Genomic DNA, 14,167 nt, shown 5'->3' on the forward strand with positions numbered 1-14,167 from the left:
CCTTCCCGTTGAACAACAAAAAGAGAGCACTTGCAAAACCTGCTCTACACTCCGCTTGATATTTTCTTGACCGACATCGTGGGCTTGTTGCGGCGCGTTTGACGTGTTTGCAGGCCCGCTCCATCTGAATGATGCCTGCCGCATGAACCTTATCGCTCAAGCCGTACTGTCCAGAATCCAGGGCAACAAGGAACGCATCAGCACGCTGCGCGTGGTGGCGCTGGACCAGCAGGGGGATGACGCCGCCGCGCGCCATGTGGTGACCTTGCAGACCACGCATCTCAAGGCGGGGCTGGCCGAGGGCGTGGATGAAAGCACGCTCACTCCCATGCCGGTGACGCTGGCCCTGGCGCGACAGCGGGCGGTGAGCTATCTGCAGCAGCGGCTGGCGGCGGGCGAGGTGCTGCGGTCGCAGCAAGGGTTTGATGATGTGGTGACAGCGCCCGCTCAGTCGGCTGCAGCTGCTTCGGCGGCGGAGTCTTCCGCGCGGGCCAAGGCGATTGCGGCGCTGTGTGCCAAGCTTGATGGCAGTGCGTGGCGGCGCTTGTCGGCGCAGCAGCAGGGACGGCTTGTCTGGCGGCTGGCGGAATACGCCGACCCGGCGCGTGGCGGGCAGGCGCAGCAGTTGCTGTACTCGCAGGTGCCGCGTTTGATCGCGTTGCTGGAGTCGGGCGACGATCTGCTCGACTACTGCCTGGCCTATCTGATCGGTCGTCTGGGCGACGGTGGCGCGGCGGTGGCGATGCAGGCGCTGTCGCAGCGCGGTCGTGGCAGTGCGACGCGCGATATCGCACGGCAGGCGTGGCTTGCGTTGCTGGGTCCTCAGGAGCGAGATGCGGCGCTCGAATCGGCCCGCCAGTATCTGGCCGATCGGGGCGAGGACGCGACGATCGAAGGCCGCTCGCGACGCAAGAAAAAAGACCTTTCGGGCGACGCGCAGGCGTTGCTCCACATCGACGAGCTGGGTTGCTTCGACGAAACCATGGCGCTTGAATCGCGCGAATGGCTGGCGAGTGTCGATCCGGTCAGTGATCTGTGGCCGGCCCTCAAGCGCATCTACAAACGCGCGGAGTGGCGGCACGATCATGCGACGCTGGCGGTGTTGCACGGCCGTTTTGATGGCCCCAAGCCCGACTATGCGATCTACCACCGCGAAACCGCGCTTTACATGCGGCTGCGTGGCTGGCGGCATTTGCGGCGCTTGGCCGCTGCCGAGCACAGTCAGGCACCTGCGCTGGCCTCTGCGTTGCTGCGCCGCATGGACGAGCTGTGCGCTGAGGAGCAAGCGCCATCACGGGGCCGTCTCAACGAGATGCACTGGCTGCTTGCCGCGCGGCTCGTGCTGCCCGAATGGTCGGGGCTGCACGCATCGCATCGCGCGTGGAGCTGGGGTGTGAATGCGCCGCTGCCGCTGGACCAACTCGCGCCGAATCGCGTCGATGGTCTGGCAAGCATGTGGAATGGAAATCCGCAACCGCTGCTCGCGTTGGTGGGGCAGAGCCAATCGAAGCTGCTGCTCTGGTCGTTCACGCGTGCGCTGAGTGATCAGATGGATTTTCTGATGCAGCGCGAGCCTGCGCAGATCGCGCCGTTGCTGCATCAAAGCTATGCGCCTGCCGCGGCGCTGGGGCTGGAGGTCGCGCAAAAGCACATGGCCGAAGTGCGCGACATGCAGGCGTTGCGCCCGTGGCTGTTGGCGCTCGCGCAATGCAGCGACGGGCCTGCGGCAGATTATTTGAGCGCGTGGCTTTCGCGTGATCGGGTGAGCGCCGCAAGCGATGCGGATCTGATCGCCGCGTTGCTGATTTCTCCTGCAGCAGCCTCACGCACACAAGGCGTTGCGCTGCTGTCGTTTGCCGATGGCGCGGCGGTGGCTCTGGCGTTGCTTGCCGCGTTGCCGACGGTTGATGAAAACAACCCAGCGCTTGGCGAGATTCGCGACACCATCGTGTCCTTGCTTGCCGACAACGCGCCGCTTGCGCGCCATGCCGCCAGCGTTCCGCCCTTGCCGTTGCAGCGCCTGCTGGAGCATTCGCTCACGCCGCTGGTGCAGATCGCGACGGCGTGGATGTTGGTGCATCCCGCCGCGTTGCAGACCTTGCCCGCCAGTTCGCTGCGCAATCTGCTGGGCTCCGACGAGCCTGCGCGCGTGGCTTGCGGCATTCAACTGCTGGGCAGTCTGCCGGACGATGTGCTGTATGAACAAGCCGATGTTCTGGCCGAGTTCGCAGTGTCGCCGCATCGCGAGATGCGCAAGGCGGTGGCACCGATCATCACGCGGCTCGCCAAGGATTCGCGCTGCAACGCGCGCATCGCCGAGCGCCTGCACGATGCGCTGTTTCGCGCCGAAGAAGGCGAGGGCGTGTACGACGATGTGCTGGCCTTGCTGACCGGCCCGCTCAAGGACGTGGCACCGGCGCGCGATGCGTCCGGCACCTGGCGTGCGCTGCAGGCACGCGCGACCGGTGCGCAGCGCTACGGCGCGTGGGCGCTGCAGGCGTTGGGCGACGAGGCGTACACGTTGCGCCAATGGTCCACGCTGGCGCGCCATGCGGACATGGATGTGCGTGCGCGCAGTCGCAAGACCATCGACGCGCGGCTCACGCCCATGGAGCAGACCACGCCCGAGCAGGCGGAGCAGTTGCTGCCGCTGGCCGACGCGCGCTTTGTGGACACGCAGGAATATGCGCGCGTGATGTTGGGCGAGCGGCTGCCGGCTTCTGCGCTGTCGCCCGAATTGCTGGTGGCGTGGGTCGATCATCCGCAGCCGTGGGTGCAGGCGCTGGGCCGTCAGCGGCTCACCCAGCAGATGAGCGCGCCCGAGGCCAGCATGTGCCTCACGCGGCTGTCGCAGCATCCGAGCACCAGCGTGCAGTTGTTCGTCACGCAATGGTTGTTGAGTCTGCCCGACGAATCGGCCACCGAGCGTGCGGCGCGCTTGCAGGAATTGCAGCCCTATTTTCTGGCCGTGCTCAGTCAGGTGCATCGCGCCCGTGCGAGCAAGACGCGCGTGCTGAGCTTTCTGCGCACGCAACTGCAATCGCCCGAAACGGCGGCCGTCGTTGCCAGCATTTTTGCGCGGCAGGTGGTGAGCGCGAGTCTCGCCGATCAGCCCGACTACGTGGCGGGGCTGCGCGACATCGCGGCACGTCATCCCGAACTCGCGCAGAGCTTCATGCAGCCCGTGGCGGTAGAAGCGCGTGGTCACCGCAGCAGCGCAACTCCTGTTCTCTGAGGTCTGCAATGGAATTTCGATACCAGTACTACGGCACGACCAACGTCAGCGACACGGCCGCTGCGCAGTCTTTCTCGTTCGCGCCCGATCTGCTCAGGCCGCCCGTGCGATTCGATGGCACATTGAAGCGCGACGGGCTGGCTTATCTGCAAGTGCGCGAAGGGCTGTCCGCGCTGCACGATGTGGTGGTGAGCGACATGCGCACGCGCGGTCGTGACAAGACTGCATACCAGCAATGGCTTGCGGAACATGAGTCGCAACTGCTGGCCGATTTCATGGCCGACACCGGTGGCGTGCAGGCGCGGTTGACAGAAATCGGCACCGAGTTGCGGACTCTGCGTTCAGCCAGAGACAAGTGGCTCAAGCCGTTCTACCAGGCGCAGCGCAAGTACTTCGAATGGCTGTACCAGAACAACAAGGATCTCTGGTATGTGCTCGATCCGGTGATCACCGTGCATCCGGATCGGTTGCTGTTCGAGGCCTTCAGTCAGGATGAATCGAGCTACTGCTCGGTCAGCGTCCAGCATGCGGCGTTCGAGCATGCGGGCGAGATGCAATGCGGCACGACCAACATCGATTACTCGTCCACGCTGTACGAAGAGTTCCAGAAAATCCGCAACTACAAGGACACGCGGTTGCAGCTCGATCCGGCGGGCTTCGATGTGCAGACCGGCACCGATCCGGGCCTGCGCGAGGAAAAGATCGATCTGCCCGACAGCTGGCTGCGCGGCTTTCTGCAGGTATCGAGCGCCATGGCCTTGCCCGCGACCGTCATCGAGCTGCATGCGATGGACCTGTTCAACATCTGCGCGCAACTGCGCGGCCAGCGCGAAAAGCATGGACCGCGTTCGATGCGCTTTGAACTCATGCCCAACGCCGCGCCGGTCATCGTGTTCGAGCCTTGGGAAAAGCGACTCGTCACCAAGCGCTCCAAAGTGGTAGGCGAGCCGCTGACCTACGGAAAAACGATTCGCATGTGGGGCCGCCGCCGGTTGCTTACGCTGGAGCGCCTGATCTCGCAGGCCACGCGCGTTCGCGTGCATCTGCTGGGCACAGGCATGCCCAGCTTCTGGGTGATCGACATGGGGCTGGTCACCGTGACGCTGGGGCTGTCGGGCTGGAGTTCCAATGATTGGTCGGCCAGTGCGCGCTTTCATCTGATGGCACCGCAGGCGGATGTGAAGGATGCCGATATTCAGGTCGTAGGCAATGCGCTGCAATCGCGCTGGCAAGCGAGTGCCGATGAGTTGGCCGCTGCTACGGGACTGTCCACTGCGCAGGTCCATACGGCCATGACGAACTGGATGCATGCCGGTCGCGCCGTGTATGACCTTTCGGCCGAACGCTATGCATGGCGCGAGTTGCTGCGCGAGCCGATCACGGCCGATCAGGTGCTGGTGCCCGCATCGCCCGAGGAGGAAGCCGCGCTCACGTTGATTCGTGACCACAAGGTGCCGATGCCGACCTTGGATTACGCAGACGGCTACACGCGCATTCGCGGAAAGATCGCGCGGGCCAACGATGGCAAGCGCTTTTTTGAAGCGCAGTTGGAATTGAACGCCGACGAGCAGATGACCGATGCGACCTGCACCTGCAACTTCTTCCAGCAGCACCGCATGTACCAAGGTCCTTGTCAGCACATGGTGGCGCTGCGTCTGATGGCGCAGCCCGAGCTGGACGCGAATCGCACACATGCGAGAAAGGCTGCTGCGACTGTTGCAGCAGCATCCAACGATAACGTTGACGTTAACGATCAGGCCCAAAAGAGCCAAGGAGAAATCGCGTGAGAATAATGAATGGTTATTTCACCCATTTTCCTTCGGTTTCCACTACACTGTTTTCTTCCGGAGCAATGAGCAGGCTCTTGCAATCCGGGCGGTGTTTCGCCGCCCTTGTGAACTGCCGTTTCATGCACCACGGGCGCCGTTTTCACTGTGCCACCCCAGCCACGGTAGTGCTTTTCCTGAGTGGCTTGCCACAAGCGAAGCAGCACTACCGTGGCGGGGTGGCGTCGAGCGAACAGCTCCCGTCCCGTGAGCCCTACAGGCTCTTCGACGAGATGCACATTGCTCCGGATTTTTCTACTTCCTTTGTGCCTTTGGCACGGGCTTGTCGCTCGTGCGGGGGCGCCAATACAGCCCCTGATACTTTGTTGCTGCAGCCTTGCCGTACGGGAGTACTGTCTGCGGCTGCGCGTCGCGTCTCAGGGGCTGTCTTGGCGTTGTGGTGCGATGTTCGGATGCCCGCTTCGCTTCGTAGGGATGGGTTTGGAAATACCAAAACCAATTCAAATTCCAAATTCTGTTCTTTGGTGGTTGGGGGTGTTGCATGAGCAATCCTCAACCTACGCGGGCGGAAATCTTCGAGCGCATCAAGCAGTCGAGCAAGCAGGAAGTCATTCTTGAAGAGATGCAGCGGCTGGGCTTTTGGCCCAGGAGTGAAGGGCAGCCGGAGGTCGCTGCCGATCTGATTCAGCGGGAAGGCGAACTGCAGCGTGAGCTGGCCGAGCTGAACAAGAAATTGGCGGTCAAGCGCAACCCTGAGCGGGCCTTGCGCGAGATGCGCAAGCAGCGCATGAAGGACGCGCGCGACAAGCGCGAGGTGACCAAGCGGGCGCAGGCGCAGCAGCGGTATGACAAGGCGCTGCTCTGGCATGAAAAGCGGGCTTCGCATGTGGCTTATCTGGGGCCGGGCGTGTCGGCTTCATTGCATGAGAATTCGTCGGCTACGCAAGAACAGGGAGATAAGGGCAAACCCAAGCGCGCGCGTGATCGTGCGGTGCCCGATCTTCAGCGTCTGACCCTGAATGGCTTGCCCGCGCTGATCAGTGCAGCCCAGTTGGCTGAATCCATGGGCGTGAGCGTGGCGGAACTGCGTTTCCTGAGTTTTCACCGCGAGGTGGCCCGAACCAACCATTACCACTCGTTCACGCTGCCCAAGAAAACGGGCGGCGAACGCTTGATTTCCGCGCCCATGCCGCGCCTGAAGCGCGCGCAATATTGGGTGCTGGACAACGTGCTTGCCAAGATGCCTGCGCACGATGCGGCGCACGGCTTTCTGGCTGGCCGCTCGATCATCAGCAACGCCAAACCGCATGCGGGGCAGGACGTGGTGATCAACCTCGATGTGAAGGACTTCTTCCCCAGCATCGCGTTTGGCCGCATCAAGGGCGTGTTCCGCCAACTCGGTTATGGCGAGAGCATCGCCACGGTCTTCGCACTGCTATGCAGCGAAAACCGCGCGCAGGCCTGGCAGGTCGATGGCGAGCGCCTCTTTGTCGGCGGCAAGGCCCGCGAGCGTGTGCTGCCGCAGGGCGCACCCACCAGTCCCATGCTCACCAACCTGCTGTGCAGACGCATGGACCGCCGCCTGCTTGGCCTTGCCAAACAACTCGGCTTTGTCTACACACGTTATGCCGACGACTTGACCTTCTCCGCATCCGGCGAGCCCGCCCGCGACAACGTGGGCAAACTGCTCAGCCGCGTGCGCTGGATTTTGCGCGACGAGGGCTTCACGCCGCACCCCGACAAAGAACGCGTGATGCGCAAGGGCCGCAGGCAAGAAGTCACCGGTCTGGTAGTGAACAGCGACACCCCCAGCGTCTCCCGCGAAACCCGCAGACGCCTGCGCGCCGCGCTGCACCGCGCATCGCAACCCGACGCCGCAAGCAAACCTGCACACTGGCAAGGCCACACCGCCCAACCCTCACAGTTGCTCGGCCTCGCCACCTTCGTTCACCAGATCGATCCCAAGCAAGGCAAGACCTTGCTGGCCGACGCGCAACAACTCATGCGCAGCCCCATCGACCGCGCCAACGACGCAGCCAAGTCCGCAAGCCGCGCCGATGCCGCACAACAAAGCTTCCGGGTACTGGCCGCCGCAGGCAAGCCCCCGGTCCTGGCCGATGGAAAAAACTGGTGGCAACCAGCGCCACCAGCCACTCCGGTGCTAGAAAAAACAGACCAACAACGCCGCGAAGAACGACAGGCCACGCGCAGACAACAAGCCGCTGCAGCGGCACCGCCGCCGTCATCCACGCGACGAAACGAAAGGCCTCAACAAGCTGCGCATGAACAACAAGGCGACGCACAACCGCAGAACGAGGCTCCACCGCGATTCGACCCGGACCAATACGCGCCCCCACCGCGCAACGTAATGACCTACTGGGCCCAGATCGCCATCAGCTTCTTCCTCGGCTCGATCCTCCACAACCGACTGATAACCATCTTCGCCATGGTCGCCGTCATCGCGCTGTACTACATGCGCAGACAGCGTTGGGATGTGTTCATGGGGATTCTGGTGGTGGCTACGCTGCTGGGGTATTTGGTGCGAGGGATGGGGTGAGTGTTTGGCAATGACATCAACACCTGAAGTGCAAGTGATAGAGAATGGCTCAACACAATGGTCAATCTTCTTGCGAGAATGCGTCTTGAGCTACTTGAGCTACTTGAGCTACTTGAGCTACTTGAGCTACTTGAGCTACTACGGCGTCGAATTTTGCATCTAAAGCCCACGCGAAAATCGCCATGAATGCCTGTACTTCGTTAGCGATTGAGGTCGCAAAATTCAGAAAATGGGCTGACCTGTATCCAATCCATCAACGGAGTGGTGAATGGGAGTGCGACTATGACCAATGGCCTCTTCTTTGGGGCGCGGCCATTGCAGTGCTTAACTCCCTTGCCCCTTCTGAATGGACGGATGAGTGTTGCGCTAACCTGCTTTATGCAATCGCCCGTGACAATGAGGTGGAATACATCGCGGATGAACTCGCTGGAAAGCCCGATGCAGTTTTCAAGCTTGCGCGACTTGCTGTTGATTCGACGGAGTCGGATGCGAAATGGCAACTGGCAGAACATCTCGGAATACTTTCATCTGGACGAGATGAGGCAGAAAGGCTTTTGCTGATCTTCATTGACGATAAAGACGAATACGTTAGCAGGCGCTCATTGATTGCGCTAGGTGCGTTGAAGTCGATACATGCCGAAGCTCTCGCAGAGCGCGCGTGGCTTACAGGTCACCAATACCAGCGAATAGCGGCGTTGTGGGTTCTAAAAGATGTCGCACCAAGCAAACTCAAACAATACGCTCAGATGGCAATGTTAGATGGCAGATCGATTGTTGTTCAGAACGCCCACGAAGTGTTGGTCGCACTAGAGTTAGGCAAGTAGTTACTTTGAATGACTCATCAAAGGGACGTTCAATGCCTGCAACGGGCGGTTTTCTGGAGTGCGGCTGGTGAGTGTTTTCGCAGCAAATCAAGTTTGCGTCGAAGCATCAGCATGCCCGGACCCCCTCGCGAAGTAGAGGGAGCTCAGCACAAGCAAAGCGAAGTTCCGTGAACACATCTTTTGGATGTGATTGAGATCCCGGCAGCGAGCTTGCATTCCAATGTCAGTTCGCTTTGACAAACGGTTGTCAGCAGTCGCTCAATGTCGGGCTGGTCTTATTTCGCCTGCAGGCGCACGACGGCGCTTTCTTCCAGACGCTCAATGTACAGATGGCTCATTCCATTGACAACACCGCAGATGCGCAAGGCTTCATGTTTGGCGTCTACCCATGTGACCCAAATATCAAGAGCCATCTCCTCTCCATCGATTTGAATCAACGCCGATTCCGCCGGTCGATCCACTCGCGCAATCAGCTCGCTGATTGGTAGTCGTTGCCACGCGTTGAGCGCATCGGCAAGGGCCGAGTAACCGTTGGCTCGATAAGTCCGTTGATTCATGGAAAGGGCGCTTTCAAATCTTTGGGCGAATGGCGGCTTTATTGCGGACTGTCGAAAGTCCGGATGAGGTCTGCCATCGATGTATTCGCAATCGAGGCGTCGTGCGTCAAAGTGCCGACCCCAGGAAAACCGGTACGTTCGGATCCCAGTGATAGAGCTGCACGTAGTCGTTCCAGCCTTGATCACCTGAACACATGGCCATGGCTGCGCCTGCCATCTTTTCTTCGTGATCAGGCGCTTGAAAAACAAGCTGTTGAATGAGCAGCCACAGTTCCGAGGGGCGGTCGGTTTCGAAGGTGAAGTTGTAGTAGCTGCCACCGTCGTAGCCGTTGTCGAAGGAATGACCACGAACTAGATCGGCGCGATTTGCAAGGATCTGGAACAACCTGCTCAGTTCATCCATGTCGATATTTGGTGAACGCTCTGGCTGTATCTGCACTGACAAATATCTCATCCACCTTCCTCCGATTGAGTGTGACAAGGCAGTCAATCCTCGCGAATGCCTCAACTCCCTCACGAAGTAGAGGGACCCCAGCACGAGCGAAGCGAAGTGCCGAACATACCTCTTCCAGACTGACTTGCGGCAAGCTGTTTGAACGGAGCGCCTTTGGCGCGCAGTGAGTTTTGCCGCAGGTATTCAAGCGCGCTTTTGGTGACTTTTCGCGCGCCAGCGAAAAGTTACTCGCCCGCCGGAGCGAGACCCGGCACCCGTAAGCAAACCCACAGCAGTCACCAAAAAATCAAGCGAAAGCAACGGAGGGATGAACGAAAGAAGCGCCCCCCGCGCCAAGGCTCACAAAGCAGCAATAGCCGCCTGCTTCCAGGCATGAGCAGCCGCCTCCTCATCCCCCCGATGCTCCGCCAGCTCAGCCAAGAACCGCCAAGCCCCAGCCCGCAAACGCTCATCAGAAAGCTTCGGCGCAGCCTGAGTAAAGAGCTGCTGAGCCTTGCCCCACAACTCGCGGTGCAAACAAGCCACCGCAGACAGATACTGCAAGCGCGCATCCCGAGGATTCGCCTGCTGCGCGCTTTCAATGCGGGCCAACCAGGTGGCGTCGATGCCGCTCAAGTTCGCCTCCAGCACCTGAATCAGCTTCAAAGCCTGGTGCTCGGAAATCGACGGGTCGTTGGGATCGACCATGCGCTCCCACACCGGCAGCAGCCAGTGGCGGACCTGCGCCGGATCGCCTTCGAGTTGCGACAGGCGCTGGGCGGCGTGGATCGACAGGTCGGGCATGGCGCGCTCGTTCGCGTCGAGCGACATCCATGCGGACTGCAACTGCGCCGGGTCGTGCGCGCCGTTGATCAGCTCAATGGCCAAGCTGCGCACGATGCTTTCGGCGGCAGCGGGTGAAAAAGCGCGGTGCTTGCCGAGCAGGCGTGCGGTGTCGAGCGCTTCGCCCGTGAGGTGCGCCATGCGCGAGGCCTTGAGCTTGGCGCGCAGGGCCAGCGTGCGGCGCGAGGCTCCGGCCGACAGTGTGGCCATGCGGTCGAGCGCGGCATTGGCGTCGCGTTCGTCGAGCGACCAGCGTGCGGCGCGCAGTTGGGCACCTTCGCGCAGTTCCTGCTCGGACGTGGATGCGTTGGGTGGAATGGAGTCGAGTGCCTGCTGCAGATGCGTCTCGCGCGTGGTGCGGTCCTGCAGTGCGTGCGAGCTTTCGGCGGCGACGATGTGGGCGAGCGTGCGCAGTTGCTTGCCATGCGGAATCGGCACGGATTGCGAGAGGTCGCTTTCTTGCGCGATGGAGGCTTCGGCGGCTTTGCGGGCGCGCAGAAAGCGGCCTGCGAGCAGTTGCGACATGGCGTCGAGCAGCGAGGCGTGCATTGCACGTTCCTTTTGCTGCAGACGCCAGCGGCGCGCGCGGCGTGGCAGGCGCAGCAGGGCGGCGGTGCCGCGCAGTGCGCCGTACAGGATCGCAAAGACGCTGAACAGAATCAGCAGCACGGCGTTGAGCGACAGGTCCACCCGGTAGGGCGGCCAGAACAGGGTGACCGTGCCCTGGTTGTTGCCTGCAAACAGGGCAACCGCCACGGCGACACCAAACAGGGCCAGGAGCCAGAGAGCTGCGCGCATCGATCAGGACCTTCCAGTCATCGTCATCGTCGTCGTCATCTTGAGGATGCTCTTCTTGTTCATCATCGGCCTGCGGCAGCGGTGGTCAGCGCTGCAAAGGTTTCATCGAGACGCGGCAGTTCCATGCTCTGCATGTTGTTCTGCAGCTCCGAGATGGACTCGACGGCGCGGCGCGTGTAGCGCGATTCGGGATCGAAGTACTTGACCAGCGCGGTCTTGGCGTTGGCCAGGTCGAGGCGCGCGGAATCCAGTCGGCGCGAGAGAATCCCCAGACGTGCGTTCATGAGCGAGAGCTTGAGGTTCTCGCGCAGGAAGTACGCCTGCTGCGGCGCGATCAGCACGGCGTCGGGCTGGTCGATGCGGCTCACGCGCACCAGACCACGGGCTTCGGCGGTGACCGCTTCCCAGGTGGTGTTGAGCATGGCCTTCCAGCGCGGCTGGTCGGCTTCGGGCGGCGTGGCGGGTTCGGCTGCGGCATTGCGCGAGCTGGCGTTGCGCTGGCGCATGGTCGAGGCCAGCACCACGGCGTTGAGCAGCGGGATTTCATCGACCTGGCGCGTGAGATCGTCCACGCGGCCGAGCAGGCCCGAGGTGTCGGTCACGGCAGATTTGCCGAGGCTGTCCAGATCGTGCGCGATGGCGCGCTGCACGGGCGCAAGGCGCGGCTGGGCAGCGCGTTCGATGCGCTGGTCGGCGCTCTTGAGCGCGGCAATCACGGGCTCCAGACTGCCGGTGAGCTGCGACTGCTGCAGCGCCAGGCGCAAGCCGGATTCGATGTCGACCACCAGATTTTCATCGCGCGAACGCGAGAGGCTTTGCATCAGCTCTTCGAGCTGCGTGCGCTGCAGGGCGACCTCGCTCACGCGGGATTCGGCCACCGTGAGGCGGGCCGAGGTGTCGCGCGCGACGTCGGCGGCCTCGCGGGCCATGGTGCGGGCCTCGATGGACTGCGCGCCGGAGTCGGCCGTCTGGCGGGCGAGCTGTTCCTGAATGTTCGAGAGCTTTTGCCACAACATGAAGCTGCTGGCCAAACCGGCGATCGCCACTGCGCCGACGATGGTGACCAGCAGGCGCGATCCGCCAGCGGCTGCGGCGGCGACAGGTGTGTGTGCGGGTGCGACCGGTGGTGGCGCGTAGGCAGGAGCGGGAGCTGGCGCGGGAGCCGGGGCCGACGCACGGGGCGTCGCGCCCGGAGCTTCCGGGGTGTCTTCGTGGATTGTGTGTTGGGGCTCGAGGCTCATACCAATGATTTTATAGACGTGGCCACTTCCTGCAGTGTAGGGCGGCACTCACTTACGTGCCCAAACCCCGCCGCGCGGGCCGCGTGAGCGATGCGCGGGTGTGTGACCAGCGCGCAAGCCTTGTCCCAGCTGGTTTGTGGCATTTCGAGCGTCAGATTCTGAATGGCTTCGGAACTGCTGAAAAACCACAGTGTGCCGTCCGACGCCGCACGCGCAGCAAGGTCTTTGGCTGCGGAATCGAGTTGCGAGCCCGTTCTTTCGTAGGCCGCGACGAATTCCACCTCGCCGCCCGCCGCCGTGATCTGGGCCGCGAGCCAGTCGCGCCCGTTGCCGCCCTTGACCTGCGGCGAGCTGGCGCCGCGCACGATCAGCACGCGCTTGCCGGGGCCGATCTGCGGGCCGACGGCCAGCCACAGGCTTTCGGAATCGAACTGGCCGGAGTCGTCCGCCGGGCCGTCGATCAGCCCAGCAGGCACGCCAGCACTCATCAGCGCGCGGGCGGTGCCGGGGCCGGGGGACCAGAAGCGGGGCAGGGGTTGAGGCAGGGATTGGGGCAGGGCACTCGCCTGAAACAGATCCACGCCAGCGGCCAGAAACTCCGCCGCCGCGTTGCCGCTGACAAACATCAGCGCATGAAAGTTTTTCAAGCCGGAGCGCGCTGCAGTGAGTTCCACCTGCAATTGCGGATCGCGCACGGCGGTGATGGCCAGCAGCGGCAGGGCCTCTGCGTCGATGTGCAGCGCACGTAGCTGCTCCACCCACCGCTCGGCTTCGGGCGATGGGCGGGTGATCAGAACGCGTGTCATGCGGTGCTCAGGAGGCCGTGCTGACCTTGGCGCCCGCCGCCTTGAGCTTCTCGGCCACGGCCACGCCAAGCGCGTCGGCGGAGGCCAGATCGGTGATGCTGCTCGACTCGGCCGTGGCGCGGATCAGCGCCTGCTTGCCGTCCACATCGCCCCATGCGGCTTCAAGGCGCAGGGTGTTGCCCGTCCAGCGACCGTGCGCGGCCAGCGGCACCGAGCAGCTGCCGCCCATGGCGCGACTCACGGCGCGTTCGGCGGTCACCGTCAGCCAAGTCTGCAGATGGGCGAGCGGCGCGAGGGCCTGCTTGATGTCGTCACGACCAGCGCGGATTTCGATGCCGAGCGCGCCTTGTCCGGCGGATGGCAGCATTTCTTCGGGTTCGAAAATCTGGCGAATGCGCGCTTCGAGGCCCAGCCGCTTCAAACCTGCAGCCGCCAGCACGATGCCCGCGTACTGGCCTTCGTCGAGCTTGCGCAGGCGCGTATCGAGGTTGCCGCGCAGCGGTTCGATCTTCAGATCGGGGCGTAGCGCCTGCAGCAGGGCCTGACGGCGCAGGCTCGATGTGCCGACGACCGAGCCCTGGGGCAGATCGGCCAGCGTGGCGTAGTGCGGGGAGACAAAGGCGTCGCGCGGATCTTCGCGCTCCATCACGCAGGCCAGCTCGAACCCTGCGGGCAGCTCCATCGGCACGTCCTTGAGCGAATGCACGGCCAGATCGGCGCGGCCTTCTTCGAGCGCGAGTTCCAGTTCCTTCACGAACAGGCCCTTGCCGCCGACCTTGGAGAGCGTGCGGTCCAGAATCTGGTCACCCTTGGTGGTCATGCCCAACAGATTGGTGGCGTGGCCGCTGGATTCGAGCAAAGCCTTGACGTGCTCGGCCTGCCAAAGCGCGAGGCGGCTTTCGCGGGTAGCGATGACGAATGGTGCGGTGGGCTGCGATGAATTTATTTTCATGACTTTCTGTTATTGGCGCTCCTGCGCCTTTCAACACTGCTGCGGGATGCTAGCATGTTGCGTTGCAGCAGGTTACAGCTGACCCGAACCCCTTCGGGCACAGTTGAATTGATCTGTGTCTATGCCGCCTTCAT

General features: G+C 62.6%; 10 protein-coding genes. 4 read left to right on the forward strand and 6 right to left on the reverse strand.

The window, feature by feature from the left end; translation table 11 throughout:
• Positions 1-142 precede the first annotated feature (142 nt).
• From G7048_RS19500 to G7048_RS19515, 4 genes are all read left to right on the forward strand, one after another.
• Positions 143-3,235, forward strand: a complete 3,093-nt coding sequence (locus G7048_RS19500; protein WP_166069731.1) for a hypothetical protein — start codon at positions 143-145, stop codon at positions 3,233-3,235.
• An 8-nt stretch (positions 3,236-3,243) separates the two neighbouring features.
• Positions 3,244-5,022, forward strand: a complete 1,779-nt coding sequence (locus G7048_RS19505; protein ID WP_166069732.1) for an SWIM zinc finger family protein — start codon at positions 3,244-3,246, stop codon at positions 5,020-5,022.
• A gap of 541 nt (positions 5,023-5,563) precedes the next feature.
• Positions 5,564-7,579 (forward strand): reverse transcriptase family protein, encoded by a 2,016-nt coding sequence (locus tag G7048_RS19510; RefSeq protein WP_166069733.1) that lies wholly within the window; start codon positions 5,564-5,566, stop codon positions 7,577-7,579.
• Between the two features lie 182 nt (positions 7,580-7,761).
• The gene (locus G7048_RS19515) at positions 7,762-8,403 is read left to right on the forward strand and encodes a hypothetical protein (protein ID WP_166069734.1); all 642 of its coding nucleotides are present in this window, start codon (positions 7,762-7,764) and stop codon (positions 8,401-8,403) included.
• Positions 8,404-8,678: 275 nt separating this feature from the next.
• On the opposite strand, the gene G7048_RS19520 is transcribed toward G7048_RS19515, so the two are convergent.
• From G7048_RS19520 to hemC, 6 genes are all read right to left on the reverse strand, one after another.
• The gene (locus G7048_RS19520; RefSeq protein ID WP_166069735.1) at positions 8,679-8,960 is read right to left on the reverse strand and encodes a hypothetical protein; all 282 of its coding nucleotides are present in this window, start codon (positions 8,958-8,960) and stop codon (positions 8,679-8,681) included.
• Positions 8,961-9,066: 106 nt separating this feature from the next.
• The gene (locus G7048_RS19525) at positions 9,067-9,363 is read right to left on the reverse strand and encodes a hypothetical protein (RefSeq protein ID WP_166069736.1); all 297 of its coding nucleotides are present in this window, start codon (positions 9,361-9,363) and stop codon (positions 9,067-9,069) included.
• Between the two features lie 390 nt (positions 9,364-9,753).
• The gene (locus G7048_RS19530; RefSeq protein WP_166069737.1) at positions 9,754-11,034 is read right to left on the reverse strand and encodes a heme biosynthesis HemY N-terminal domain-containing protein; all 1,281 of its coding nucleotides are present in this window, start codon (positions 11,032-11,034) and stop codon (positions 9,754-9,756) included.
• A gap of 62 nt (positions 11,035-11,096) precedes the next feature.
• Positions 11,097-12,275, reverse strand: a complete 1,179-nt coding sequence (locus G7048_RS19535) for a uroporphyrinogen-III C-methyltransferase (RefSeq protein ID WP_166069738.1) — start codon at positions 12,273-12,275, stop codon at positions 11,097-11,099.
• A complete protein-coding gene (locus tag G7048_RS19540) occupies positions 12,272-13,081 on the reverse strand; it encodes a uroporphyrinogen-III synthase (protein ID WP_166069739.1) in 810 nt (269 codons plus the stop codon). The genes G7048_RS19535 and G7048_RS19540 overlap by 4 nt, the downstream gene beginning before the upstream one ends.
• 7 nt (positions 13,082-13,088) lie before the next feature.
• Positions 13,089-14,033 (reverse strand): hydroxymethylbilane synthase, encoded by a 945-nt coding sequence (gene hemC / locus G7048_RS19545; RefSeq protein ID WP_166069740.1) that lies wholly within the window; start codon positions 14,031-14,033, stop codon positions 13,089-13,091.
• Positions 14,034-14,167 lie beyond the last annotated feature (134 nt).

This window comes from Diaphorobacter sp. HDW4B, from assembly GCF_011305535.1.
Lineage (GTDB): Bacteria > Pseudomonadota > Gammaproteobacteria > Burkholderiales > Burkholderiaceae_C > Diaphorobacter_A.